Consider the following 23,287-nt stretch of genomic DNA (forward strand, 5'->3'; position numbering starts at 1 on the left):
ACCGCCGGGCGGGTCGGGGGAGTCGCCGGCCCTCGGTGTCACAGGCGGATCCAGGTGGTCTTGAGGTCGGTGTACTTGTCGAGCGCGTGCAGCGACTTGTCCCGGCCGTGGCCCGATTGTTTGACGCCGCCGAACGGCACGTTGAGGCCGCCCTCCTCGTAGCAGTTGACCCAGACCGTGCCGGCGCGGACGGCCCGGGACAGGCGGTGCGCGGCGGAGAGGTCGGTGGTCCACACGCCCGCCGCGAGGCCGTACTCGGTCGCGTTGGCCAGACGGACCGCCTCGTCCTCGGTGTCGAACGTGAGTACCGCGAGCACCGGGCCGAACACCTCCTCGCGTGCGAGCGCCATGTCGGGGGTGACCCGGTCGAACACGGTCGGCTCCAGGTAGTGGCCCGGGCGATCGAGCCGGGTCCCGCCGGTGCGCAGCCGGGCGCCGGCGGCGTCGGCGCGGGCGATGTGGTCCCCGACCCGGGCCAGGTGCTCGGCGGTCACCAGCGCGCCCATCGTGGTGGCCGGGTCGAGCGGGTCGCCGACGCGCAGCGCGCGGGCCCGGTCGACCACCGCGTCCACCACCTCGTCGGCGATCGAGGAGTGCACGAGCAGCCGGGACGGCGCGGTGCACATCTCGCCCTGGTTGAAGAAGATGCCCCAGGCCGCGCTCGCCGCGGCGGCCGGTATGTCGGCGTCGGGCAGCACGATGTGCGGGGACTTCCCGCCCAGTTCGAGCCAGACCCGCTTGAGGTTGGAGTCGGCGGCGTAGCGCAGGAAGTGCCGGCCGACGGCGGTGGAGCCGGTGAACGCGAGCACGTCGACGTCCGGGTGCAGACCCAGGGCGCGGCCCGTGGTCGGGCCCTCGCCGGCGATCACGTTGAACACCCCCGGCGGCAGGCCGGCCTCGCTCGCCAGGCGGCCCAGCCGCAGGGCGGACAGTGGTGACTGCTCGGCGGGCTTGAGCACGACGGTGCAGCCGGCCGCCAGTGCCGGAGCGACCTTCCAGGCGGCCATGGTGAGCGGGAAGTTCCACGGGACGACCGCCGCGACCACGCCCACCGGCTCGCGGGTGACCAGGGCCAGGGCGTCGGCGGGGGTCTGCGGCGCCTCGTCGACCAGCTTGTCGGCGACCTCGCCGTACCAGCGGAACGTGGCCGCCACGGCGCGCAGTTCGATGTCGTACGCCTCGGTGATCGGCTTGCCCATCTCCAGCGAGACGGTCAGCGCGAGTTCGGCTCGGTGGGCCTCGACCGCGTCGGCGAGCCGGATCAGCGCACGGCCGCGTTCGGCCGGGGCGAGTCGGGGCCAGGGCCCGGCGTCGAAGGCGCGGCGGGCGGCGGCGACGGCGAGGTCGACCTCGTGCTGCCCGGCGCGGGCGGGTTCGGCGAGGGGGGTGCCGTCGCGCGGGGCGATCACGGTGAAGGTGTCGCCGCCGCCGGGGTGGTCCTCGCCGTCGATGTGATGGACCGTTACGGGACGGAGGCGGTCGGCGCGGTGCAGCCAGTCGTCGTGCGTGGGGTGGTCGCCGGGGGCGCTTGGGGCGCCCGGGTCGATCGGGTGGGGGTGCTCCGTCATGGTGTCCGCTTTCGTCGGGGCGGTCGGCCGCGCGAGGCGACCGGAGGGCGGGGTCTCGGTGGTGATTGTTTGGGAGCAAACGATACAGCGGAACGGCCTTCCCGGGAGAGGGCTTGACCGTCGTGTTCGGCGCCGGCTAAATTGTTTGGGGTCAAACGACTTGGAGGGGTATCCATGACCGAGGTCACCGTCGCGGGCGTCACCGTCGACACCCGGCACTGGATCGGTGGCGAGCGGGTCGGGTCCGCGGACACCTTCACCGACGTCTCGCCGATCGACGGCGCCGTGCTCGGCGAGATCGCCCGGGGCGGGCGCGCCGAGGCCGACGCGGCCGTGGCCGCCGCCCGCGCCGCCTTTCCCGGGTGGGCCGCCACGCCGCCGGCCGAGCGGGCCCGACTGCTGCACGCCGTCGCCGACGGCGTCGAGGCCCGGCTCGCCGAGTTGGCCATCGTCGAGACCACGGACAACGGCGCGCTGCTTCGCTCGCACCTGCGTGGGGTGATGCCGCGGGTCGCGCACAACTTCCGGTTCTTCGCCGATTGGCTGACCGACTCGCTCGGACACGACGACTTCGACACCCGGGGGCACGAGAACCGGGTCTCGTGGGACCCGGCCGGGCCGTGTGTGCTGATCACCCCCTGGAACGCGCCGCTGATGCTCGCCACCTGGAAGGTCGCCCCGGCGCTCGCGGCCGGCAACACCGTCGTGCTCAAGGCCGCCGAGTGGACCCCGCTGACCGCGTCGCTGCTGGCCGACATCACCGCCGAGGCGGGTCTGCCGGCGGGCGTGTTCAACGTGGTCCAGGGCTTCGGCGAGGAGGTCGGCGCCGCGCTGACCGCACACCCGGACGTGCGCCGGATCAGCTTCACCGGCTCGGTCCCCACGGCCCGGCACATCGGCGCCGCCGCAGCCGCCAACCTCACCCCGGTCAGTCTCGAACTCGGCGGAAAATCACCGCTGTTGGTTTTCGCCGACGCCGACCTCGAACTGGCCGTGGAACTGGCCGTCGAGCAGTACGACAACGCCGGCCAGGTCTGCCTGGCGGCCACCCGGCTGCTCGTCGACGCCGCCGTCGCCGACGAGTTCACCGCGCGGTTCCTGGCGAAGGCCCGCACCCTGGTCCAGGGCGACCCGCGCGATCCGGCCACCGACATGGGACCCAACATCCACCCGGAGCACCTCGCCCGGGTCGACGGCTTCGTCCGCCGCGCGCTCGACGCCGGTGCCAAGGCACTGCTCGGCGGCGGGCCCAACACCGAACTCGGCGGCCTGTACTACCGCCCCACACTGCTCACCGACGTCGCCCGGGACGCCGAGATCGTCCGGGAGGAGGTCTTCGGTCCGGTGTTGACCCTCCAGACCTTCACCACCGAGGACGAGGCGATCACCCTCGCCGACGACACCCGGTTCGGGCTGGCCGCGACGTTGGTGACGGGAAGTCGGGAGCGTGCCCGGCGGGTCGGCGCGCGGCTCGCCGCGGGCACGCTGTGGGTCAACTGCTTCTTCGTCCGCGACCTGCGGGCACCCTTCGGCGGCGCGCGGCAGTCGGGCATCGGCCGCGAAGGCGGTACCTGGAGCTTCGACTTCTACTGCGATGTCAAGAACACCGTGACGTCGCCGAACGGATGGCACTGACCATGGGAGAGATCGTCGGCGCGGGCATCCTGGCCCACTCGCCCACCATCATGCTGCCCCCGGACGTGCGGTACGAGCTGAACGAGGGACGGGAGATCAGCCTGGTCCCGGCCCTGGCCCGGCTGCGCGCCGAGGTGTTCGAACGGCTCGACTACGACACCGTCGTGGTCTTCGACTCGCACTGGGCGACCACCGTCGAGTTCGTCATCGCCGCCCAGGCGCACCGCGCCGGGTTGTACACCTCGGAGGAACTGCCGCGCGGCATGCGGCAGATCCCCTACTCCTTCCCCGGCGACCCGGAACTGGCACACGCCACCGCCGGGTTCGCGGCCAGGCACGGCACCTGGATCACGCCGATCGAGGATCCGTTCCTGCCGATCCACTACGCCACCGTCAACCTGTGGCACCACCTCGGCGTCCCCGGCAAACGCTGGCTGGGCATCGGCTGCTGTCAGACCGCCGACGTCGAGGACAACCTGCGGCTCGGCCGGGCACTCGCCGACGGCATCGCGGCCACCGACCGCAGGGTGCTCCTGATCGCGTCCGGCGCGTTCTCGCACACGTTCTGGAGCCTGCGCGAACTGCGCGACCACGAGGCGTCGGACCCGGTGCACGTGCGCACCCCGCAGGGGCGCGCCGCCGACGAGCGGCGCATCGCCTGGATGGAGCGCGGAGACCACGCGAGCGTACTCGCGGGCATGCCGGACTTCCTGCGCCACAAGCCCGAGGCCCGCTTCGGGCACTACCTGATGATGCTCGGCGCGCTCGGCGAGGAGCGCTGCACCGCACCGGGGCGGCTGGTCGGCGAGTACGAGAACGCCACCGGCACCGGGCAGGCACACGTCTGGTTCGACCGGCCGGCGGGCGGCTGGACGGCGCCCGACGCACCCGCCTCGCGGCTCGCCGACCCCCATTCCCGAGTCGCCGACCCCCACACCTCCCGAGGACGAGCCGAATGACCACCACCGAGTACCGCCGCATCCTGCTCGACGGCGCCGTCGTCGAGGTCGTCCGCGAAGGGGCCGAACTGGTCGCCGCCGACGGCCGACGGATCAAGGCGGCCGACGCGCACCACCTGCCGCCCGTCGCACCGGGCAAGATCGTCGCGGTGCACCTCAACCACCGCAGCCGGGTCGAGGAGTTCGGCACCTCGCTGCCGTCCGCGCCGACCTACTTCCACAAGCCGACGTCGTCGTTGAACGCGCACGGCGGTGCGGTCGTTCGGCCGGCCGGGTGCAAATACCTCAACTACGAGGGCGAGATCGCGATCGTCATCGGCCGCACCTGCCGCAACATCGCCCCCGCCGACGCGGGCGCGTACATCCGCGGGTACACCCTCGCCAACGACTACGGCCTGCACGACTTCCGGGACACCGACGCCGGCTCGATGTTGCGGGTCAAGGGCTCGGACACGCTGTGTCCGCTGGGCCCCGGTCTGGTCGAGGGCTGGGACTTCCGCGGCAAGGCGCTGCGTACCTACGTCAACGGTCTGGTGGTGCAGGAGGGTTCCACCGACGAGATGGAGTGGGACATGCACTACCTCGTCGCCGACATCGCCCGCACGATCACGCTGGACCCCGGCGACGTGCTCCTGTCCGGCACCCCGGCCGGCTCGCGTCCCGTACAGCCGGGCGATGTGGTCGAGGTCGAGGCGGAGGGTCTGGGCCGACTGGCCAACCACATCGTCACCGGCCCGACCCCCATTCGTACCGACTGCGGCGCGCAGCCCACCGAGTCCGAAGAGGTGCGCTCCACGGCCCTCGGCGGCGACTGGGAGCTGCGCGGAATCCGCGCGCCCAGGCGGTGAGTTGCCCGCCACTCGCTCGGCCCACCACCTCATCCGATCGGAAGGGACCACCACCGTGAAGGTCATCGTCGACATGGACCGGTGTCAGGACCACGGGCAATGCGTGTTCTCCGCGCCCGAGGTGTTCCGCATCAACGACGCCGGACGCCTGGAGTTCGTCGCCGAACCGGACGACACGCTGCGCGACGCGGTCGAGGACGCCGCCGACGTCTGCCCGTTGCAAGCCATCACGATCGAGGACTGAGCGATGGCCGGGCGTCGGGTGGTGGTCGTCGGCGCGTCCATGGGCGGTCTGCGGGCCGCCGAACAACTGCGCGCGGCCGGCTGGACCGGCGGCATCACCGTCGTCGGCGACGAGCCGCACATGCCGTACAACCGGCCGCCGTTGTCCAAGGACGTGCTCGCCGGCGACGTGACGCACGCGGCGGTCGCCTTTCGGCCACGCACGAGTTGCGCGGACGTCGACTGGCGGCTGGGCGAGGCGGTGACCGGGGTCGACCTGGAGGCGCGTCGCGTTCGGCTGGCGGGCGGATCGTCGTTGTCGTACGCGGGTCTGGTGGTGGCCACCGGGTTGCGTGCGCGCCGGTTGGGCTGCCCGGGGCCGGCGGTGGGGCGACACGTGGTGCGCACCCTCGACGACGCGCGCCGGCTGCGCGACGCCCTCGGTCCCGGGCGCCGGGTGGTGATCGTGGGTGCGGGCTTCATCGGCTGTGAGGTCGCGGCCACGGCACGCCTGTTGGGGGCCGAGGTGACGGTGGTGGCGCCGGAGGCGGAGCCGATGTACCGCCCGCTCGGCGCCGAACTCGGCGCGGCCCTGCGCCGGCGGCACACGGCTCGCGGGGTGCGCTTCGAACTCGGCCGCACGGTCGAGCGGTTGACGGGTGAGGGGCACGTCACCGGAGTGGTCCTGGACGACGGCCGCACGCTCGCGGCCGACGCGGTGGTCGAGGCGATCGGCGCGGTCCCGAACACCGAATGGCTGGCCGGAAACAGCCTCGACCTCACCGACGGCGTGCGCTGCGACGCGGCACTGCGCGTCGAATCCCGCCCCGACGTGGTGGCCGTCGGGGACGTGGCCCGCTTCGCCAACCCGCGCTACGACGACGTGCCGCGCCGCGTGGAACACTGGAGCATCCCCACCGACACGGCCAGACACGCGGCCCGCACCCTGGCCGCCCACCTGTCCGACACCGCCCCGCCCGCCGCCCCCTTCGCCCCGCTGCCCGGCTTCTGGTCCGACCAATACGAGGACCGCCTCCAGTCCTACGGTGCCCCCGCCCTCGGCGCCACCGACATCCGCCTCCTCGAAGGCACGTGGACCACCGCCTGCGCGGTCGGCTACCACCGCGACGACACCCTGGTGGGTGTGGTGTCCCTGACCCCCGGATCCCACCCCTTGTCCACCAAATACCGCAGCCGGCTCGACTGACCCCGACGCGACGAAGCAGCCCCCGACATCGAAGTCGGGGGCTGCTTCGTCCCGTGCGGCCGCCGCGTCCGGACGCGGGCAGCGCGTTTCGGGTCGCCGTCCGTGGCGACCGCGGGACCTGCGTGCCGCTTCCCGGGTGGACGGCTCGCGTGTGATTCCCGTGCCTTCGGGTGGGTTCGGCACGGTGATTGCCGAAGTGCCGAGCGAACTCCCGTGCAACCGAGGTCAAACGGCGTGCGAACACCTCGCCGGCCGCCGAGCGTCCGTTCTCCGCCTGCGTGATCACGCGGAAACGCGCCGTTGCAAAAAGGATCATCGTGGGGGTTGACACTGAAAGTTGGTCTAGACCAACCTAGAGGTACGGGGATTGGAGAGGTGTGTGTCCCGGCATGGCCGCAGCGTGGCAGCGCGGCCGGTCGGTGAGGCATCTCGCGTTCGCTTTGGGTGTCCGCGATCGATCTGCGGCGCCGGATACGAGGAGGTAGGAATCCCGAACGAGGCTTCGTCGGGGATCACGGCCTCCCCGGACCACCACCCCTGTACCGCCGTACCCCCCGGCCGACCTCCCTCGGCCGATTCTCCCGGCTGACTCCCACAGCCGAACTCCCGAGCACCGCACACGGCAGCACATCGGCGGCCTCACCCGACACATGTTCCGCGACCGGCAGGTCCTCGCGGCACGCGCGGGCAGGCGAGGTTGTGATGTGTCCTGCCCTCGGTCGGATCGAGGCGACCCGCAGGCCGGGCGAGCGCGCACGAGCAGTCGCGCCCGTCCGATGACGAGCGAACCGCCCTTTCCCGTCCACGACTTCACCATGCCCGGGAACGGCCGACCGCCGCCCGTGCCTCGACTCGCCCGGTCGATCCCGGACGGCGACGGCCGGGGCGGGGCGATCGCGCCGACGCGCCGGTACGCCGGCACGAACCGCGATGCCCCACGCCCGCGTACCGACCAGATCGTTCGAGCCTTGGAGGGATCGTATGCCGACGCCCGAATCCGACCCGTACCCGTACCCAGCCGCGTCCGAGATCCCCTACTTCAGTTCGATCGGCGAGACCTACCTGGCCCCGACGCCGCTGCGCGACCTGAAGAAGACCCGACCCCTGCGGGTGCTCTCCGAAGCCGACTTCGACTTCTGGCAGACCTACGGGTACGTCGTCGTCAAAGAGGCCATCCCGGCCGAGGCCGCCGCGCGACTCCTCGAATTCGCCTGGGACTTCCAGGGGCTCGACCCGAACGACCCCGAGAGCTGGTACTCCGAGGACCGGCGGTTCCGCTCCGCGCTGGATCAGGAGCTGCACATCTACGGCTTCGTCGAGGCCTACCACCACCAACTCATCTGGGACAGCCGCCAGTCCGCCCGGGTCTACGACGCGTTCGTCGACGTGTGGGACTGCGAGGAGCTGTGGGTGACCCTGGACCGGCTCAACCTGAACCCGCCCAACATCCGCGACCGCGACCGCGCGCACATCGCGCCCACGGACAAGGGCTTCGACATCGAGCTGCACTGGGACGTCGACACCACCCTCGCGACACCCCCGCAGCGGGTCCAGGGCATCATCGCGCTCGACGACACCCGCCCGGACCACGGCGGTTTCCAGTGTTCGCCGGAGCTGTTCCACCGGTTCGAGCATTGGAAGTCCGGCCAACCCGAGGACCGCGACCCGATCCGGCCGGACGCGGATCGCGCCGAATACCCCGTGGTACGACCGCAGTTGGCGGCCGGTGACCTGCTGATCTGGAACGGACTGCTCGCTCACGGCGTGGCCCGCAACACCTCCGAGCGCGGCGTGCGCGCAGTCCAGTACCTGTCCATGATGCCCGCGCTCGAAAGCAACCGGGAACTGACCGAATCCCGAGTCGACTCCTGGCGGCACCTGCGCACCCCCGACTGGAACAAGACGCTGGTCGGCGACGCCCGCAAGCACGAATCCCTCAGGTACGAGACGGCGACGCTGAACGATCTCGGCAGGAAGCTCCTGGGCCTCGAATCCTGGAGCGGGCCCACACCCGCACCATCGACCGGAGAAGCGCGATGCACGCAATCTGCCTGACCCTACCCACCAACAGGGCCTGCGCCGCCACGATTTCGGCGATCGCCGCCGAGGCGGCCCACGCGGCCCGGCACTTCGACGTCGAGGTGCACCTGCTGATCCTCGACTCCTCCGACCCGGCGACGCTGAGCGGACACCGGCAGGCCGTCGCCGCCCTGCCGGCGACACCGCACGTGGTCGTGCACCATCTCGACGAAAGCGAACAGCGCGCCTTCCTCCGAGCGGTCGTCGCCCGCGCCGACGTCACCAAGCCGGACCTGCTGCTCGACCTGATGCTCCCGGACCGGGTCTCCTACGGCGCCTGCACGAACCGCGCGTTCCTGATCGCCGCCGCCCTCGGCTGCCGATCGATGCACCGCCGGGACTCGGACAGCACCTACCAAACGCTGCACGGCGCCCCGGTCTTCCCGATCCACCACGAGCTGATGTCGCTCGGCCGACCGGCGCGCGAGGCGAGCGCCGGCGTGTCGGAGACCACCCTGGATCCGGCCCTGGCCGCCGACCCCGTGGTCCTGGTCGGCAGCTCGTTCGTCGGCGAACTCTCGGTCGACATCGGCGAGATCCGCCGCCTCGACCCCGAGGTGTACTACGACGTGGTCGGCCTGTGGGCCCCGCCCGCCTGGTCCGACGAGCGCAAACGGGAACTGGTCGACGAGTCGTTCACGGGCGCGGGCACCGCACCGTTCGTCGCGGACCACTCGCTCCTGACCGTCGTCGACCCGATGCGGGTGGACATGTGCAACGTCGCGTTCGACCACGCGGTGTACGAACGGGTACCGCTGCCGCCGGCCACCGACACCATCGGCAGCGACTACTTCCTCCTGCACCTGATCCACGACGCCGCACTGCCCGGAGTCCTGCACAACCGCAACATCGTGAACTTCTACACCGCGGAACGCCGCACCGACCCCGGATTCGCGGCCTACCAGACCCGGTTGACCAAGTTCTTCCTCTCGATGCTCTACTTCGAGTTCATCTACGACCGCATGGCGGCGGCCGGTGGCACGCTCCTGGACGACGCACGCCACGTACGCCCCGCGGTGATCGCCGACCTCGCCCGCGAGAGCACCCGGTCGGACCGCACGGACAACATCGACCGACTGCACGCCCTGGACCGCTCCTACCGACGACTGGGTGGCCGCTACGCCGAGTTCGCCGACACGCTCGTCACCCGCGGCCCACGCCTGCTCGACGAGGTCCAGGAGGACATCGAGGACTTCGCGCTGCTGATCGAGACATGGGATTCGCTGGTCCGGGCGAGCCGGGCCACAAGCCTCCACGAACCGCACGGATAGTGGGACCCGGACCGACATCATGCACGTAAACGCACACATGCGCGCCGCCCTGGCCACCGCCGCCGACGACCTGATCGTCTTCGATCTCGCGGGCATCGAAGAACGCTACGACACGCTGATCCGCGAACTGCCCGACGTCGCCGTGCGATTCGCGATGAAGGCCTGCCCCGTCGACGAGGTCCTCGGCTGCCTCGCCCGCCAGGGGGCGGGCTTCGACGCGGCCAGCCCGCAGGAGATCGCGCAGGCGATCGAGACCGGCGTACCCGTGGACCGCGTCCACTACGGCAACACCATCAAGTCCGACCGGAACATCGCCGACGCGTACCGGCTCGGCATCCGCGACTTCGCCACGGACAGCGTCGAGGACGTCGTCGCGATCGCCGCGCACGCCCCCGGCTCGCGGGTCTTCTGCCGCCTCGCCACCAGCGGGGAGGGCGCGCTGTGGGGGCTCAGCCGCAAGTTCGGCTGCTCCGGCGCCGACGCCCTGCGGGTACTGGAACGAGCCCGCGCCGAGGGCCTGATCCCGGCCGGACTGTCCGTGCACGTCGGCTCGCAGCAGATGACCACCGAGGGCTGGCAGGAGGCGTTCGACCGGATCGCCGACACCCTCGCGGCACTGAATCGGCGCGGGATCCACCCCGACCACGTCAACCTCGGCGGCGGACTCCCGGCGCTGGGCTACCTCGACCGGCACGGCCAACCGCTGGAACCCCCGCTGGACAAGATCTTCGAGGTCATCCGCGAGGGCATCCGGCGGCTGCGCCGGGTGTCCGCCGTACCGCTCGACTTCCTGATGGAGCCGGGGCGTTACTTCGTCGCCGACAACGGCGCGATCCGGGCCCGGGTGTCCCGGCTGACCACGCGCGAACAGCCCGACGGACAACGCCGCGGCTGGCTGTACCTGACCTGCGGCAAGTTCAACGGCCTGTACGAGATGGACGAACTCCAGTACCGCCTGGTGTTCCCCACGCACGGCGGCGCCGAGTACGTGCCCGCCGTGGTCGCGGGACCCACCTGCGACAGTGACGACGCCTTCGGATCGGACGGCGATCTCGTCCAGGTGCCCAGGGCGGTCGCCTCCGGGGATCCGGTGTGGATCCTCTCCAGCGGCGCCTACGCGACCAGTTACACCACACAGGGCTTCAACGGGTTCGCCCCGCTGCCGTACACCTGCGTCGACGTATCCGTGGAAGGTCTGGTGTAGATGGACCACGACGTGCGCATTCGGCACATCACCGAAGGCGACTGGGACGACATCGTCGCGCTGGAAGCCGATACCTATGCCGACGGCGCACTGTCGGAGGGACGGGCCGCGCTCCGCTCGCGGGCCCGTTCCTCGCCGGCCACCTGCTTCGTGCTGGAGGTCGGCCGACAACTCGCGGGCTACGTCCTGTCGTTGCCCTACCCGGTGGGGCAATACCCGGACCTGGATCGGGAGGAGGAGGTGGTCTTCCACTCGCGCAACCTGCACCTGCACGACCTCGTGGTCGGCGAGGCGCACCGCGGCGACGGGTTGGCGGGCGAACTGCTGCGCCGGGTGACCACCGCGGCGCGCGCCAAGCGGTACCAGCGCATCTCCCTCGTCTCCGTCGGCGGCAGCGAGGGGTTCTGGTCGGCGCAGGGGTTCCACGCCCTGCGCGAGATCGCACTCCCCGCGAACTACGGCCCGGACGCGGTGTACATGTCCATGGCGGTGGCCGCGGACCCCCGCCCGGAGCGGCGCAACCCCTCGACGATCCGTCGCGCGGATCACCCTCGGATGACGAAGTAGGCCGATCACATGTTTCGCGTTCGCGATGATTTCCGCCGGGCACAGGTGGCGATCGCAGCACTGTTCTGTTTTCTGGGACTCCAGTACGCCACCTGGGCGTCGCGGCTGCCCGCGATCAAGAGCAGGCTCGACCTGGGCGAGGCCGAGGTCGGTCTGCTGCTGATGGCCTGCGGGGCCGGTGCGGCGGCCTCGTTCCCGCTCGTCGCGATCCTGACCCGGCGGCTGGGCTCGCGCCTGCTCGCGCTGCTGTCCGCACTCGCGCTGGGTGTGTTGCTGCTCGCCCTGGCGGTGGCGCCGAACTACCCCGTCGCGCTGCTGATCATCTGCCTCGACGGGGTGGCGGTGGGCTGCCTGAACGTCGCGATGAACGCGCAGGGCGCCGCGCTCGAAGTGCGTTACCAGCGCACGGCGATGGCCAAGCTGCACGCCACGTTCAGCGGCGGGTCGTTGTGCGCCGCGCTGCTCGCCTCCGGGATGAACGCGGTCACCTCCACGTTGGCCGCGCACTTCGCGGTGGCCGCCGTACTGCTGGCGCTGTTGATCGGCTACGCCCGGAACGGGCTGCTGACCGACGACGAGGCGGCGCCGAAGGCCGCACCGGAGCCGGTCGCCGCCGAGCCGGCGCCCACGGGTCGGCGCCGGTTGAGCATGCCGTCGCGGATCACCGTCTGGATGGGCTGCGCGATGGCCTTCGGCACGGTGACCGAGGGCGCGATGAACGACTGGTCGGCGCTGTACATGAAGGACGTCGCGCACGCGTCGGCGGAGGTGGCCCCGCTGGGCATCGCCGTGGTCTCGGTGATGATGGTGCTCGCCCGGGTCTTCGCCGACGGGTGGCGCACCCGCTGGGGCGACGGGCGGATCGTCCGGGCCGGGAGTGTGCTGGCCGGTGCCGGGTTGGCGGTCGCGCTCCTGGTCGGCGGCGTGGTGCCCGCGCTGATCGGCTTCGCGTGCGTCGGCCTGGGCGTGGCCGCGGTCACCCCGTGTGTGTATGTCGCGGCGGCGCGCGCGGGTTCGGACGCACTGGCCCTGGTCGCCGCGATGGGTACCACCGGCCTGCTGGCCGGGCCCGCCCTGATCGGCTTCATCGCGAGCGGCAGCAGCCTCGTGTGGGGGATGGGCGCGGTCGCCGTCTCGGCGCTCCTGGTCTCCCTCTGCGCCACGCGGATCCACTGGACGAGCGTGACCGACACCGACACCGACACCGACGACGCCGAGCCCGCCCCCGCCCCGACTCCCGCCCCCGCCGACCGCACCCCGCTCACCGACGCGCCCGCGTAGCCCGCGCGAGCCCGGTCCGTGGCCGCCGAGCCACGACACGGACGGAAGCCCCGTCACCCGCTTACGAGAAGGCGGGCGACGGGGCTTCCTCGTCTCCGCGCCCGGCCGGGCCGATCGGCGACCGCGACCCCAACCCGCGACCCGCGACCCGCCGTGTCGATCAATGCACACAAATAATGATCTTCCATCACATAATGTGACCGCCCGATCCCATGGAGTGCCGTAACCCCGCGAGGAAACGCATGCGCGTACACCCGAGGCTGAACGTCGCCTGCCTCACCCTGGTCACGGCGATGGTCGCGGGCCTGTTCGCGCTTCCCTCCCGGGACGGTGTGTCGGCCGCCGAGGACGGGCGTACGCGGCCCGCGGCCCGGAAGGTCGTCGCCGCCGACGCCGTCGTGGGCATCCAAAAGAAGGTGACCGGGGCGACCGCGCCGCTGGAGCCCGGCGGGGTCTTCTCCTACGAACTGACGGCCAGCTGCTCGTCGTTGACCACGTCCTGTGTCGGTGCCGCGGTCGAGGACGTGCTCCCGGCCGGATTCGACGTCACCTCGTTGCCGATGACCACCGACACCCGGACCGTGAGCTACGACCCGGCCACCCGCCGGCTGGTGATCACCTTCACCGAGCCGCTGCCCAGCCCGCCCGCGCCGGCCGGCAGCACCGGCCTGCCCGCCGGTGCCAGTCGCAACCTCGCCATCGGCCTGCGGGTGCCCCGGGAGACCACGTTCGAGGACGGCACGCGGATCACCAACACCGCCACGATCAGGGCGGACAACGCCGACCCGGCCGAGGCGAGCGCGGACGTCACCGTGCACATCCCGCGCGAGGTCCGCCCGATCACCACCAAGCGGTGGGCCGACGGCTCCGCGGTGGCCCGGTCGAACGCGTGGAGCACCATCACCCTCGGCGTGCGCAACGCGTCGTCCACCTCGGCCCAGGTCACCCGACTCACCGTCGAGGACACCACCCCCGCCACCTTCGACGCCTTCGACCTGATCGGGGTCGGCCCGGTGGACCGCTTCCCGGCCGGCGCCGACCGGGTGCGGGTCCTGGTCTGCGTGAAGCCGATCGGCACCCCGTGTACCGACGCCGAGTACGTCGCCGGACCGCTCACCGCCGGCCCCGACGTACCGCTGCCCCCCGGCGTGGAGGCGGGCAAGGTCACCGGCGTGCGCCTGGAGTTCGCCAACGCGGCCGGCTCCGCGCTGCCCTACGACGCCACCGGCGGCGAAGTGCGGATGCGGCTCGCCCTGCGGGAGACGGTCCGCTCGACCGGTGACCCGCTGGATCCGGCCACCCGCACGACGATCCACAACTGCGCCGCCGGCACCGCCCTGGATCCGATCGCGGGCAGCGTGGCCGGCGCCCCGGCCTGTGCCGACTTCGACATCCTGCCGAACATCGCCACGGTCACCGCGACCAAGGAGTTCTTCTCCGACACCAACGGCGACTTCGTCGCCGACGGCGCGGCCGTGTCGGGCACCCGCGCACCGGTGACCATGGTCGTCGGCGCCGGCAACACCGCCTCCTTCCCGGTCGCCTCGCTGACCATCACCGAGCCGTCCGGTTCCGCCGTGAGCGAGTTCGACAGGGTCGACGTCACCAAGCTCCGGGTCGACTTCCCGCGCGGCGCGGTCGCCGCGACGCTCACCGTCACCTGCCGCGACGGCAGCACCCCGAGCCCGGTCCCGCTGACCCGGCCGCCGGACCGGCAGGTGGTGCCGAACACCGGTTGTCCGAACGGCGGTCCGCCGAGTCGGGTCTCGATCACCTACACCGGCACGGACGCCGCCGGACACGGCACCATCGTGCCCAACGCGACCGGCGGCCTGGCCCTGCACGGCACGCTCAACGCCCGGGTCGACGAGTCCGACGCCCGCGACGGCGTGGCGAACTGCGCCGACGCCGGCGCGACCAACCCCGTGGACGGCTCCGGCTCCGGCTCGTCCACGGCCTGCACGTCGCTGCCGCTCGAATCGCCCCGGACCGACATCCGGCAGGGCAAGAGCGTCGACCAGGCCGAACTGCCGCCCGGCACCCCGGTCACGTTCACCCTGGACCTGGCCAACGAGGGCAACGGCGCGATGGACCGGCCCTCGATCACCGACCCGCCGGACCCCACCGCGACCGGCACCGTCTTCGACCTCGCCCGGCTGACCTCGCTGAGCGTCGCCTACCGCTACCCGTCGGGCCTGCCGATCGTGCTGGAGGTGTACGACCCGGCCGCCTCGGCCTGGGTGCCCTACGCCGCCGGCGACGCCGCGCTGCTCGGCCGGGCCCGAGGTGTGCGCGCCCGCGTCGAGGGCGGCCTGCCCTCGCGCGGCCGGATCATCCTCGACGTCACCGTGGAACGCCGCGACGGTGTCCCGGACGGCGCGGAGATCCACAACTGCATGCAGATCGGCTCCGCCGGCACCCCCATCGGCGGCCCCGCCTGTACCGGTGAGAACACCACCACCGCGCCCGCCCGAACCGGCGGTTCGGTACAGAAGAGCCTGGCTCCCGCCACCGTCGCACGGCCGCTGCCGGGAGTGCCGAGCCAGGAGGTGGACCTGCGGATCCGGGCCGAGAACACCGGCAACATCAACCTGAAGCAGCTCGTGGTCACCGACGACGACGCCGACTTCTTCGACGCCGCCGACCTGCTGCGGATCGCCGGGGTGAGCTTCCCGCCCGGCGCCGACCAGGTCCGGGTGGACGCCTGTACCACCGCCTGCGTCGATCCGGGCGCGACCTGGATCACCGGTACCGCGACCGGCGACAACACCCCCGGCCTGCCCGGCGGGGTCGCCGCCGCCGACGTGCGCGGCCTGCGCTTCACCTTCACCTCGTCCCGGGGCGGCCACGACCTCGTGCCCCGCTCCGACTACCCCGCCGACGGCCCCTGTCCGCAGGCCACGGTCTGCCTGAAGGTGGCCGCCCGGGACTCGCTGCGCTCCGCGCCCGGCACCCCCGTGCCGGACACGCTCGCGGACACCGCCTCGGCGGCGGGCGAGAGCCGGCTGCAACAACCCGGTGAACTCTTCCCGTTCGGCGACAGCACCGCGACACTCACCCTCCAGGCGGGCACCGCGCGACTCGCGGTCACCAAGACCCCCGACTCGCGGATCGGACCCGGCGAGACCGCCCCGTTCACCATCACCGTGCGCAACACCGGCACCGGCGTGGTGCCCGACCCGGTGGTCGCCGACCCGATCCCCGACCTGCTGCGCTTCGACGAATCCTTCGCCGGCCCCGGCGGCATGCCCTTCCGGGTCACCGCGACCGGACCCGGCACCAGCCCGCCGCCCGTGCCCACGTACGAACCGCAGCGGGACGGCACCGGACGCATCACCAAGGTGATCTGGCGCTTCACCGGTACCGACCTGCTGCCGGGCGCCGAGCTGAAGATCACCTTCCAGGTCCGACTCGCGCCCGGCGTGCCTGGCGACTCGGTCATCCAGAACATCGCCGGCGCCGGCTCCGACCGGCGTCCCGACCTGGACTGCGCACCCGGCTCGGCCCGCGAGGGCACCGCCGTGGACGACTCGGCCAACTTCGGCAGGGGCACCTACTGCACCTCCCGCGCCGAGGTCACCACCCTGCCCGGCACCGCGTTCGAGGCATCCAAGTGGGTGACCGGCGACCCGACACTCGGGCTGTACAACTCGGTCACCCACACCTACGTCGCGCTCGACTCGCCCGCCTGCCCGCTGTTCAAGCGCGCCGGCGTCACCTACACGCAGTACCCGTGCACCGCGCTCGTCCTGCCGGGACAGCGGTTCGAATACCTGATCCGCGCGGTGAACACCGGCACCGAGCCGGGCCGCGAGGTCCGCGTCCTCGACGTCTTCCCCTACCGGGGCGACACCGGCGTACTGCTCGGCAACCAGCAGCGCGGCACCGAGTGGGTCCCGCGCCCGCTGCTGACCGGAGCCCCCGAGCTGGTCGGGCCGGGTACGCCGACCACCCGCTACTCCACTGTCGCGAGCCCCTGCGGCACCACCATCCAGACCCCGAGCCGCCCCTGTGCCCCGGGCAACTGGCAGTCCGCCCACACCCCGGACGCCACCGGAGTGGAGATGAGCGTCGCGTTCGACCCGCTGCTCGCCCCCGGCGGCGAGATCCTGGTCCGGTTGCCGATGTCCGCGCCGGTGGACCTGCGGGAGCCCGGCGATCCCGCGATCGCCTGGAACTCGTTCGCCCACTCGGAGACCGTGGTGCGCAACGGCGCCGCCGAGGAACTCCCGGTCACCGAGCCGCCGAAGGTCGGCATCGGAATGCGCTTCGGCAACCTGCGGGTGGACAAGGCCGTGGTCGGCCTGCCCGACGGCCTGCCGCCCGGCCCGTACACGGTCGCCTACCAGTGCACCGTCACCCCCGCCGGCGGAACGCCACAGGTGGTGCGCGAGGGCACGTGGGAGATCACCCCGTACACCCCGATGGCCCTGGTCGGCGTGCCCGCCGGCGCGAACTGCCGGGTCTGGGAGACCGATTCCGCCGGCGCGCACAGCGTCGAGCTCGGCGAGGCCAACGCCCTGCGGGCGGTGATCACCCCGGCCCGGCCCGACGAGGAGGGCCAACACCTGGTGATCACCAACGAGTACCGGAAGGCGAGCCTGCGCGTCGCCAAGACGGTCACCGGCGCCGCCGCCGGCGAGGTCGGTTCCGGGCCGTTCACCGTCCGGGTCGACTGCACCCTGGCCGACCGGCCGTTGACCGGCTACCCCAGGAACCTGGTGTTCGCGGGAGCCGGCCTGCAGACCCTGGACGAACTGCCCAGCGGCGCACACTGCACCGCGACCGAGCCGGTCGCCGGCGGAGCCGGCACGGTGACCGTCACGGCCGGCGACTCGGTCGGCGGAGCGCCCGACACGGCGGTGGTCGACTCGGTTCCGGACCGGACCGCGAGCCTGACCGTCACCAACGACTTCCCGACCGGTTCGCTGCGCGTGGTCAAGCGGATCGAGGGCCCCGGCAGCGCGTTCGCCGACCGCACCTTCCGCTTCCACGTGGCCTGCTCGTTCGACGGCAGGGCCGACGCGGTGATCCGTACCCTCGCGCTCAAGGCGCCCGACCTGACCGGATCGCTCGACGACCTGCCGGCCGGCGCCGAGTGCGTCGTCACCGAGGCCGACCCGGCGGGCGCCGACCGGGCGCCGCCGCCGGTCGGCCCGATCACCATCCGGCCCGGCAGGGACCAGGCCGACAGCGTCCTGGTGGACTTCACCAACACCTTCTCCACCGGATCGTTGACGCTGAACAAGCGGGTCGCCGGCGCGCCGGCCGACGCGCCGTACGTCCGCGACGCGGTGTTCGGCTTCCGGGTCACCTGCATCCGGGAGGCGGAGGGCGACGGCGGATCCCCGGCCGTGGCCTTCGTGATCCGCAAACGCTACGAGCTGAGGGCCGGCGCGAGCCTGCACGTCCCCGACCTGCCGATCGGCGCCCGCTGCTGGGCCGAGGAGACGGCGACCGGGGGCGCCGCCGAGGTGACCATCGACCACGGCAACCACGCCGACGCGGTGATCGTCACCAAGGACGCGCCGAACGTGGTGATCAACGCGGTCAACACCTTCTCCACCGGGAAGTTGCGCCTGGCCAAGCAGGTGACGGGCCCGGGCGCGGGGTTCGCCGCCGGCCGGGAGTACACGCTGCTCCTGACCTGTGTCCTGGACACCGGTGACGGGCGGGTGCAGACCCTGGTCGACCGGCGCCCGTACAGCTTCGACGGCGCCGGACAACGTGAGGTCGACCTCGGCTACCCGCTGCCCACCGGGGCCCGCTGTCGGGCGACCGAATCGCGCACCGGCGGGGCCGGCTCGGTGGTCGTGGACCACGACACCCCGGACAAGGCGGTGACGATCCGCAGCGACGAGCCGGTGACGATCACCGCCGTCAACACCTTCGACGTCGCGCGGCTCCTGGTCACCAAGCGGGTCACGGGCCCGGCCGGCGACGGTCGGTACACGATCACCGTCGAGTGTGTCGCCCGCGACTCGGACGGCGGCGAACTGCCGATCGTGCTGCCCGCCGGCGACGCGCGATTCACGCTGACCGTCGACCAGAGCAGGACCATCACGGTGCCGGCCGGTGCGCGCTGCACGGTCGAGGAGGTGAACCGGGCGCCGGACACCGACGTGACGTTCGTGGACACCGATCCGAGCACGCCGCCGGGGGTGGTCCAGGTGGGCGGTCAGGCGGCGGTGACGGTGACGAACAGCCACCGGGAGGTGCCGCCTACGACGCTGCCGCCGACGACGGCTCCGCCGACTACGGCTCCGCCCACGACGATGCCGCCCACGACGGCTCCGCCCACGACGGCGCCTCCGACGACGGCTCCGCCCACGACCGCACCGCCGACGACGGCTCCACCGACGACCGCACCGCCCACGACGGCTCCGCCGACCACTGCTCCGCCGACCACTGCTCCGCCGACGACGGTGCCTCCGACGACCACTGCGCCTCCGACGACAACCGCGCCGCCCACGACGCGGCCGCCGACCACCGGTCCGCCGACGGCACCGATCGTGCCCCCGACGGAGTCGCCCGAGCCGACCGAGCCCACGAAGCCCACCGAGCCGACCCGGCCGACCGGGCCGTCGACACCGCCCGCCCTGTTGCCGTCCCCGCCCGCACCCACGCCCAAGCCGCTCCCTGGCACCGGCGTCGGCCTCTCCCCGATGCTGCTCGCGACCCTGGCCGCGGCGCTCACCGGAATCGGCTTCGTGCTGATCCGCGTCGGGGCACGCAGGCGCCGGAAGCAGCAGTAGGCCACGGGTCCGCGTCCCGAGCAGATCTCCGGGACGCGGACCCACGCCCGAAGCGGCTCCCCGGCGAGCACCCGAACCCGGGCGCTCGCCGAGGGGTGACCCGGGCACCCGTTGCTCAGAGCTTGGCGACCTCCGCCAGGAACCCGTCCACCAGCGCGGCGGCCCGCTCCCGCGCACCCGCCTCGGCCCGCCGCAAGTCATCGACATCCAGACCGAGTTCGCCGGCCTGGGCGGCACCGCCGTGGGCCAACCACGCGGCCGCGATGTCCGGGGTGACCTCCGGATGGAACTGCACGCCCATCGACCGGCCGACGACGTACGCCTGGGGCCCGACCGTCGAGCGGGCGATCTCCCGGCCACCCGGCGGGACGGTGAAGCGGTCGAAGTGCCACTGGTACCAGGGCCCGGCGGCGACCAGGTTCGGCTCGTCGGTCTCGATCCGATGCCACCCGAGCTCGTACTCCGAGGCCCGCTCGACCGTGCCGCCGAGCGCCGCGCTCAGTGCCTGGGCGCCGAAGCAGATGCCCAGGACCGGGACGTCCGCCGCGACCGCCTCGCGCAGCAGGTCGAGTTCGTCGCCCACCCAGGTGCCTATCGTCGCGGTGTCGTAGACCGACCACGGCGCGCCGAGCACCACGACCACGTCGAAGTCGGTCGCGCGCGGGAAGGCGAACCGGACGTCGGGGGAGTGGAAACGTTCGTCGGGGACGACGGTCACGTCGTGCGCATCGAAGCCGCGTTCGGCCAGCCGCATGCCGACGAATCCCGCGTGTGAGGGATGGTCGTGGCGAATGATCAAGGCACGCACCGGAGCTCTCCTTCCGTCAATCCGGCCCGAGGTCTTGTGGCGGCCGGCTTCGATCCATATCGTTTGGCCTCAAATAATATCGGGTGCGGACTCCCGGTGTCGCCGACGGATCACCACCGGCCCATCGCCGCGCAATCGCCGTTAGGAGATCCTCCATGTCGGTCGACGCCGATCTCGTCCTGATCAATGGTCGCGTACTCACCGTCGATGCCGAGTTCACCATCGCCGAGGCGCTCGCCGTCCGGGCCGGCCGGATCGTCGCGGTCGGCTCGGACGCCGAGATCGAGCCGCTGATCGGCCCCGAGACGACGGTGATCGACCTGGCCGGCCGCAGTGCGCTGCCCGGCATCGACGACTCACATCTGCACGCGTGCGCGTTCGGCGCCACCCGTCCGCCGCTCGCGGTCGACGTGTCCCATCCCGCCGTCGGCTCGATCGCCGACATCACGGCCGCCGTGGCCCGACACGCGGCGACCCTGCCGCCGGACGCCTGGGTGATCGGCAACGGCTGGGACGTCGGCTACCTCGCCGAGTGCGGGCCGGCGGCGCCCGGCGGCGCCGGCCCACGCACGCCGCATCGCCGGGACCTGGACGCCGTGGTATCCGATCGCCCCGTCCTGCTCTACGAGTTCACCGGACACACCGCCTGGCTCAACACTCGCGCCCTCGAACTGGCGGGCATCGACCGGCACACCGTCGCCCCGCCCGGCGGCATCATCGAAATCGACCCCGACGGCGAACCCACCGGCCTGCTCCGCGAGGGCGCGCAGAACCTGGTCAACGCGGTCGTCCCGCCGATGACCCGGGCCGATCGGGAACGGGCGATCCGCGCGGCGGTGGCCATCTGTCACGCCGAGGGCATTACCGGCTTCACCGAGCCGGGCCTGGGCCCCGGCGGCGCCTCGCTCTTCCTCGGCGCGGCCGGCGCGGAGACGCTGGCGGTCTATGCCGACCTGGCGCGAAGCGGCGAACTCGACGCCCGGGTGAGTGTGTTGCTGCTGCCACTGGCCATGGGCGAGGCCGCGGACGTGCTGCCCGAACGCCTCGCCGCACCGCTTCCCGAGGGCATCGGCGACCTGGATCCCCGGTTGTTGCGAGTGCTCGGGGTCAAGGTCTTCGCGGACGGGATCCCGCCGAGCCGCACCGCGTGGATGCACGAGGAGTACGTCGGCGGCGGCAACGGCTGCCTGTGCATGCACGGCTCCACCGACGCACTGCGCGTGGGCGAATTGCGCACCATCGTGCGCCACGCCCACGCGGCGGGCCACCAGATCGGCGTGCACGTCACCGGCGATCAGGCGATCGACGCCCTGGTCGAGGCGTTCACGGAGGCCGCCGACGCGTACCCGCGCGAGGACGAGCGGCACTACGTCATCCACGGCGACTTCTGCACCCCACGCAGCCTGCGCACCCTCGCCGAGCACGGCTGGGGGGTGAACATGAACCCGGCGATCAAGTGGACGATCGCCGACCTGATGGACGGCGTGGTCGGCCCCGAACGCTCCGCCTACCAATGGCCCGTGCGCAGCGCGGTGCAGGCCGGCATCGCGGTCACCGCGAGTTCCGACGCACCGATCACCCACCCCGATTGGCGCCGAGGGGTGTCCGCGATGATGCTGCGCGAGTCGAAGGCGACCGGCAAACCCAGCGGCCCCGAGCAGTGCGTGGACCTGGCCACGGCGGTGCGCGCGTACACGATCAACGCCGCGCGCCAGGACTTCGCCGAGGACTGGAAGGGCTCCCTGGAGGTGGGCAAGGTCGCCGACATCTGCGTCCTGGCCGGCGACCTCACCACGGCGAGCCCGCACGAGATCGCCGAACTGCCGGTCGCGCTCACCGTGTTCGACGGCCGGATCGTGTACTCGGCCTGACCCGCCCCGGCCCCACCCGACGTCCGTCGCCCGACGTAAGGACCGCGATGCCCGCACCACGCATGATCCTCGTGCTCAGCGAGAACTGGACCCTGACCGATCCCCGCGACCTGCCCGCCCTGGTCCGCATGGCGGTGGAGGCGGAGGACGCCGGGTTCGACGGCGTCATGGTCAGCGAACACATCGTGCTCGGCCCGGGCTCGGACGCCGACGGGTTGATGGCGAACCCGCGCGAGTACGCCCTGCCCGGCAACCAGGACCCGGCGACGCCGTGGCCGAACTCGCTGCTCCTGCTCGCCGCCATCGCCGCGCGCACCACCCGACTGCGCCTGATCGCGGCCGGGGTGATCGCGCCGCTGCGCCATCCGCTCGCGCTGGCCCAGCAGTTGGCCACGCTCGACCTGCTGGCCGAGGGGCGCCTGGTGGTGCAGCCGATCGTGAGCTGGCACCCGCCCGAATACGCCGCGCTCGGCGTCCCGTTCGAGCGCCGCGGCCGGCTCCTGGACGAACACCTGGCCGCCTGGGAGGTCTTGTGGCGGGACACCCCGGCCTCCTTCGCCGGGGAGGACTATCGCTTCGAGGACGCCTACCTGGTGCCCAAGCCCTACCGGGAATCCGGCCCGCGCCTGTGGATCGGCGGCAGCTCGGTACATCCCGCGCTGCTGCGCCGGCTGGTCCGGTACGGCCACGGCTTCCACCCGCTCGGTCGGCCCACCGACGCCGAACTGACCGCGCTGCGCGACGCCCTGGGTGCGGCCGGACGCGATGCGCGGGCCCTGGAGATGGTCGGCGGGATTCGGCCCACCTTTCCGGACGCGCACAGCCCCGCGCCGATCGCGCTCGCCCTGGAGTCCATCCCCGGCCAACTGGCGCGCGGCTTCGGCACGATCTGCGTCAAGCCGTCCCAGTACACCGACGACCGGACCGAAGTGGGCGCCCTGTGCCGGGACATCGTCCGCAGGGTCGCCACGATGTGAGCCCAGCGTGCGCGCCCGGCGTGTGCGCGAATACG

Annotated in this window: 14 protein-coding genes and 1 pseudogene; 13 read left to right on the forward strand and 2 right to left on the reverse strand. The window is 72.4% G+C overall.

Annotated elements, in window-relative coordinates; translation table 11 throughout:
- Nucleotides 1-38: 38 nt before the first annotated feature.
- A complete protein-coding gene (locus tag EMA17_RS40670; RefSeq protein ID WP_126642266.1) occupies nt 39-1,568 on the reverse strand; it encodes an aldehyde dehydrogenase in 1,530 nt (509 codons plus the stop codon).
- A 174-nt stretch (nt 1,569-1,742) separates the two neighbouring features.
- On the opposite strand from EMA17_RS40670, the pseudogene EMA17_RS40675 reads away from it, so the two are divergent.
- From EMA17_RS40675 to EMA17_RS40725, 11 genes and pseudogenes are all read left to right on the forward strand, one after another.
- Nucleotides 1,743-3,210 (forward strand): annotated as a pseudogene (locus EMA17_RS40675) (aldehyde dehydrogenase); the annotation flags it as partial.
- Nucleotides 3,206-4,162, forward strand: a complete 957-nt coding sequence (locus tag EMA17_RS40680) for a DODA-type extradiol aromatic ring-opening family dioxygenase (RefSeq protein WP_126642268.1) — start codon at nt 3,206-3,208, stop codon at nt 4,160-4,162. The pseudogene EMA17_RS40675 and the gene EMA17_RS40680, both read left to right, overlap by 5 nt.
- Nucleotides 4,159-5,010, forward strand: a complete 852-nt coding sequence (locus EMA17_RS40685; RefSeq protein ID WP_126642269.1) for a fumarylacetoacetate hydrolase family protein — start codon at nt 4,159-4,161, stop codon at nt 5,008-5,010. Before EMA17_RS40680 ends, EMA17_RS40685 begins: the two co-directional genes overlap by 4 nt.
- Nucleotides 5,011-5,065: 55 nt before the next feature.
- Complete coding sequence (locus EMA17_RS40690; protein WP_126642270.1) at nt 5,066-5,254, forward strand: ferredoxin; 189 nt, start codon at nt 5,066-5,068, stop codon at nt 5,252-5,254.
- Nucleotides 5,255-5,257: 3 nt separating this feature from the next.
- Nucleotides 5,258-6,439: an NAD(P)/FAD-dependent oxidoreductase gene (locus tag EMA17_RS40695; RefSeq protein WP_174861510.1), complete on the forward strand. Its 1,182-nt coding sequence runs from the start codon at nt 5,258-5,260 to the stop codon at nt 6,437-6,439.
- A 981-nt stretch (nt 6,440-7,420) separates the two neighbouring features.
- On the forward strand, nt 7,421-8,494 hold the full coding sequence (locus tag EMA17_RS40700) for a phytanoyl-CoA dioxygenase family protein (RefSeq protein WP_126642271.1): 1,074 nt from the start codon (nt 7,421-7,423) through the stop codon (nt 8,492-8,494).
- On the forward strand, nt 8,476-9,789 hold the full coding sequence (locus tag EMA17_RS40705; protein ID WP_126642272.1) for a DUF6271 family protein: 1,314 nt from the start codon (nt 8,476-8,478) through the stop codon (nt 9,787-9,789). The genes EMA17_RS40700 and EMA17_RS40705 overlap by 19 nt, the downstream gene beginning before the upstream one ends.
- A gap of 19 nt (nt 9,790-9,808) precedes the next feature.
- The gene (locus EMA17_RS40710; RefSeq protein ID WP_126642273.1) at nt 9,809-10,993 is read left to right on the forward strand and encodes a type III PLP-dependent enzyme; all 1,185 of its coding nucleotides are present in this window, start codon (nt 9,809-9,811) and stop codon (nt 10,991-10,993) included.
- Entirely contained in the window at nt 10,994-11,560 is a 567-nt protein-coding gene (locus EMA17_RS40715; RefSeq protein WP_126642274.1) for a GNAT family N-acetyltransferase, read from the forward strand. It abuts the gene before it with no gap.
- A gap of 9 nt (nt 11,561-11,569) precedes the next feature.
- A complete protein-coding gene (locus EMA17_RS40720) occupies nt 11,570-12,841 on the forward strand; it encodes an MFS transporter (protein WP_126642275.1) in 1,272 nt (423 codons plus the stop codon).
- Between the two features lie 242 nt (nt 12,842-13,083).
- Complete coding sequence (locus tag EMA17_RS40725; protein WP_126642276.1) at nt 13,084-19,596, forward strand: DUF5979 domain-containing protein; 6,513 nt, start codon at nt 13,084-13,086, stop codon at nt 19,594-19,596.
- Between the two features lie 115 nt (nt 19,597-19,711).
- Here EMA17_RS40725 and EMA17_RS40730 read toward each other — a convergent pair whose 3' ends face one another.
- The gene (locus EMA17_RS40730; RefSeq protein ID WP_246127220.1) at nt 19,712-20,404 is read right to left on the reverse strand and encodes a type 1 glutamine amidotransferase; all 693 of its coding nucleotides are present in this window, start codon (nt 20,402-20,404) and stop codon (nt 19,712-19,714) included.
- A gap of 155 nt (nt 20,405-20,559) precedes the next feature.
- Between EMA17_RS40730 and EMA17_RS40735 the strand changes: the two genes are divergently transcribed.
- Together EMA17_RS40735 and EMA17_RS40740 are read left to right on the forward strand one after the other, a co-directional pair.
- Nucleotides 20,560-22,275 carry an amidohydrolase gene (locus EMA17_RS40735; RefSeq protein WP_126642277.1) on the forward strand — a complete coding sequence of 572 codons (1,716 nt, stop codon included), beginning with the start codon at nt 20,560-20,562 and terminating at the stop codon, nt 22,273-22,275.
- 47 nt (nt 22,276-22,322) lie between these two features.
- Complete coding sequence (locus tag EMA17_RS40740) at nt 22,323-23,252, forward strand: TIGR03619 family F420-dependent LLM class oxidoreductase (protein WP_246127221.1); 930 nt, start codon at nt 22,323-22,325, stop codon at nt 23,250-23,252.
- The last annotated feature ends 35 nt before the right edge of the window (nt 23,253-23,287 follow it).

The sequence above is a fragment of the Embleya hyalina genome (assembly GCF_003967355.1).
GTDB classification, from domain to species: Bacteria; Actinomycetota; Actinomycetes; order Streptomycetales; family Streptomycetaceae; genus Embleya; species Embleya hyalina.